General features: G+C 49.2%; 6 protein-coding genes. 1 reads left to right on the top strand and 5 read right to left on the bottom strand.

The window, feature by feature from the left end; all coding sequences use genetic code 11:
- Nucleotides 1-278: 278 nt before the first annotated feature.
- The 4 genes from HY768_10590 to HY768_10575 all read right to left on the bottom strand — a co-directional run bounded on the left by HY768_10590 (nucleotide 279) and on the right by HY768_10575 (nucleotide 3083).
- On the bottom strand, nucleotides 279-452 hold the full coding sequence (locus tag HY768_10590; protein ID MBI4727645.1) for a hypothetical protein: 174 nt from the start codon (nucleotides 450-452) through the stop codon (nucleotides 279-281).
- A 197-nt stretch (nucleotides 453-649) separates the two neighbouring features.
- Nucleotides 650-1465 (bottom strand): ExeA family protein, encoded by an 816-nt coding sequence (locus HY768_10585; GenBank protein MBI4727644.1) that lies wholly within the window; start codon nucleotides 1463-1465, stop codon nucleotides 650-652.
- Nucleotides 1462-2712 carry a DDE-type integrase/transposase/recombinase gene (locus tag HY768_10580; protein ID MBI4727643.1) on the bottom strand — a complete coding sequence of 417 codons (1251 nt, stop codon included), beginning with the start codon at nucleotides 2710-2712 and terminating at the stop codon, nucleotides 1462-1464. Before HY768_10580 ends, HY768_10585 begins: the two co-directional genes overlap by 4 nt.
- 200 nt (nucleotides 2713-2912) lie before the next feature.
- A complete protein-coding gene (locus HY768_10575) occupies nucleotides 2913-3083 on the bottom strand; it encodes a hypothetical protein (protein ID MBI4727642.1) in 171 nt (56 codons plus the stop codon).
- A 48-nt stretch (nucleotides 3084-3131) separates the two neighbouring features.
- Here HY768_10575 and HY768_10570 point away from each other — a divergent pair, with 48 nt between their 5' ends.
- A complete protein-coding gene (locus tag HY768_10570) occupies nucleotides 3132-3497 on the top strand; it encodes a hypothetical protein (protein MBI4727641.1) in 366 nt (121 codons plus the stop codon).
- Nucleotides 3498-3678: 181 nt separating this feature from the next.
- Here HY768_10570 and HY768_10565 read toward each other — a convergent pair.
- Nucleotides 3679-3861: toprim domain-containing protein (locus tag HY768_10565; GenBank protein ID MBI4727640.1), on the bottom strand; the 183-nt coding region annotated here is incomplete at its 5' end.

Here is a 3861-nt window from a genome sequence, read left to right as displayed (position 1 = left end):
GAAAAACAATCCGGCTGTAAATGCAAATCAAGTGTCCGGTGAAACGGAGAGCGGCTCTGCTGAGAAGCAACCGCTCAAGTGTTATTTACTTCTTTCTTCGCCCATGTAAATACCAATTAAATCTGACTGAATCGTCTATGAAATGTAGGTGATGTTACCAGAAGGTATCTCCAGATGTTTACCGTTTCACTACAATAAACTGACCACAGACAATGGGCGCTATTGTGAGAAAGACGCCGCTGTCTGTCAATCAGCCGGCAGCAATGACAGTGGACATCTCAGAAATTCGTATCATCGGTCTGGTGGGTCGGAGATTTCATGGCAAGCAGATCGTTTTTATGTTTCAGATTTTTCAGCACCGACAGAAGCGCATCCAGGATGATACTTTCAAGGTAGTCCGAGATCTGATCCATTTTTTCTTCATACATGTACTCATCTTCAATCTCTTTCATGACAAAATCCTTTATTGAGGGATGAATCGCTCTGTCCGATTATATGGGTTTTTTAAGGCATGGGTGGCCGCCGGTTCATAAATGAAAGTGGTGGGAGGTCGCAAGACCTCCCTGACGATATGAACCGTCGTCCACATCCGGCTATTCCTTGGCAGGTTGCCCCCCGGCAGAGCCTGCCTCCGCTTCACCGGACACTGCTAATTCGGTTTTTCACAGGTCGCCACCTTCACTTTGAGAACCATGTCGGCGTCCACGGTCTTTTTATCGGCAAACATCGCATAGGTGAGTGACTCCTCGCAGATGTTGCCGATCAATCTTGGGATGCCGTATGATATTTCATGAATCGCCGCATATGCATCATCGGTGAAAAGGGGTTCGCCGCCGCCTGCCCATTTGAGCCGCCCCACGATGTAGTCGATGGTATCTTTCAAGGTCAGCCCGCTCATGTGGTACCTTATCTTTATCCGCTGGTTCAAAGGGGCCATGATCGCATACTCCATGATCCGCTTGAACTCCGACTGACCGGACAGGATCAGAATAAAAGGATCATATGAATCCATCTTGAAATTCGTCAGGAGACGGATCTCTTCCAATGTGCCGGTCTGCAGCAGGTGCGCCTCATCCAGTATGAAAACGACGGTTTTACCCCGGTGTTCCTTGAATTCGAGAAGCTCATTCTGGATCTGCTGATAGCTTGCGCATTTGGAAAATCGGCCGGGTAACCCCAAAAGGTTATTGATATGCCGCAATATGTCACTGCGATTCAGGGTCGACAGCGGAGTATAGATGATTTTATAGAGGTTTTCATTCAGGCTGTCGGCAAAGATTCGTAGCGAGATGGTTTTGCCCACCCCGGGATCACCGGTCAGCAGCATGATGCCGCCCCTTCTCTTGATGTAGTCCAGGCGGGCCAGGGACTCTTTGATAACGGTGGTCCGCATCGCATCCCGGGGCTTGATTTCCTTGTCAAAAGGGTACTGTTTAAACCCGAACCAGGAGAGTAAATCTTTCATTTTTCAACCCTCCCGTCGGCAAAGGAAAGGACTGTTCCGGACAGATCCGGTTTGAATACCCGGGCGTTTTCCCGGGTGTCCACCAGCTTCAGTCTGCCGACCCTGACATCGTTGTCATAAAGGAACAGTTCCTCATTGTCGTCCACGGGATGGCGGATCTCAATACGCTGACGGATATAGGCTGCAGGCACTTCATAAACGCTGCCCTTGAAGCTGATGGTGGCATCATTGTTGACGACTCTTTCATGGCGAACCAGAAAAATCTCGTCGAGTTCAGGCCGGGACACCCGTTTGATCTCCACCTCTCCCACCGACCGGTTGTAGCGATCCAAGGGAGTTTCTTTGATACTGGAATGAACTCTGTGATGATAGTCATTCAGAAAGGAGGCAAAGGCCGCATTGAGTTCCTGCAGGGTAACCATTTCTGTGATCTCAGACAGAAAGCGGTCCCTGATGGTCCGAAAAACGCGTTCAATTTTGCCGCGAGACGGCGAATCGTAGGGTCTGGAATGGATCAGCGATATTCCGGCTAAAGCGCAGCATTTGACCAGAAATTCCGAACTGAACGCCGACCCGTTGTCGACGTAGACTCTTTTGGGCAGACCGAAGGCCAGAAAGGCATCCTTTAAAACCCTTGTCAACGACGCCACGGTTTCACTGGGAGCAAAGGCATGACCGGTGATCATCCGGCTGTGATCATCGATGATCGCGCACAAAATGGCCTTGTGGGGCCGCCTGTTGATGAGCACCCTCGGGCCGTGCATGAAATCGCAGACCCACAGATCATTGACATGTTCGGCTTCATATCTTTTTCGGACATCCTGTCTTTTCCGGACCAGCAGGTTTTCTTTTTTTACGATCCGAAGAAGGGTATTGTAATGAATTGAAGGCTGCCCCAGCAGGTGGTCGGCAGAAAGGTTTTCATACAGCTTCTGCGTCGTCAGGTGCGGATACGCCTTGCACCTGGCCCTGATGACGTTCAGCATGTCCTTTGTGGCTCGTCGGGGACGACCGGTGTCACATCGTGCTTTGGGATAAAGACTATGAAAACCCTTCTTTTTGAAAGTTTTCAGCCAGCTCTTCATGGTGGACACCGAGACTTGCCTCAATCCATAATGCGGGAACATGTGCTCCTTCTGTGCCTGACTCCTGAAATACTCGTTCTGGAGCCGGGCCGGTTCTGCCAGCACCGGGCTGATGATTTTGTACCGGATCAATGCGATCTGTTCACGGGTTTCTTTGTCCATCGAGACCTCCTTTGTCAATTTCGTTAGAATTCCACTGTGATGGTCTCGCTTGTAACCCATTGAATCATAAAGTGTTAGCAATGCTCTGTCGTAAAGGTCACCAAAATGTCGATCGCTTGACAATAGATTGTCCTGGTCAGTGTCCGGCGGTGATGATTACCGGGAACAACTGGCCGCCATGGGGGCGAAAACGGTCTCTTTCAGCTTTTCTTGACGGCTCGTTTTGAAGAAGATGTTCCAAACAGATGGCTTTTTGTCCGATTGCCATACCAGATGACGGCAGAGATGACGGCTTTTGCGGAAGGAGCTTCATTGTTGGTGGCAACAGCTGAGAAATACGGCATTATGCAGGATGCCAATTCTTTCTTCATGATTCCGGTACCCATGTCCCGGAGCGCGAATCTGGCGGCAAGGATGTGATGGGCTTTGCGAAATCCGATGATAAAGATACTCAGCCACCGATGGATCAACCAGGGGGTGACATCGCAGTCCGGGGGCAGTTCACAGGCGGCATGATGAAACCCCTTGGATCCTTTCCTTTGAAATTCATTCACCAGCAGCAGTGTCCGGACCATGGCTGCCAGTGTATACTGGCAATAGGGGATCAACTGGTGAGGCAGCAGGGAAAAGGTGCGTTGGGTGGTTTTGCACAGAAAGCGGGCGATTGGAATCTTTTCTTTCTTGAAGGGAAAAAGATCAATCGCGAATCGATAATATTCCTTTATTCGACGGTAACATGCCCTGTTTCCGCAAAGCGGACATTGGGTTCCGACGAAACGATGTAAATCGATACGTCCTTCAAGAAAAGCTTTTTGATATTCCCAGATATCCGGGTATGTGTTATAAAAAATAAGTTGTATTTTTGTTAAAGAAGGAGATCAACATTTGCGGTGGAGGTCTCCTTCTTCCTTTCTGGTTAAATTATCGTTGTAGAATTCTTACCTGAATAATTTAACCAGTCTCATATCACCAGTCGGAATTATCTGCAAATTCCTTCAAATTTGTTGGCCAGTTATCTAGGTTATTAACATAAGGCAGGGTTACCGGGTAAGCCCGGATATGGGCGTCGTTCAGCCGTTCTTTTACTTTGGGCAAAGCGCTTTGCCCGGCCTTGTCCGCGTCAAAGGCGATGTAAACGGTTTTGACCTG

The sequence above is a fragment of the candidate division TA06 bacterium genome, from assembly GCA_016208585.1.
Lineage (GTDB): Bacteria > Edwardsbacteria > AC1 > AC1 > EtOH8 > UBA5202.
Note: the sequence above shows the minus strand (reverse complement) of the source record. Positions and strands in the feature narration are given on the sequence as shown.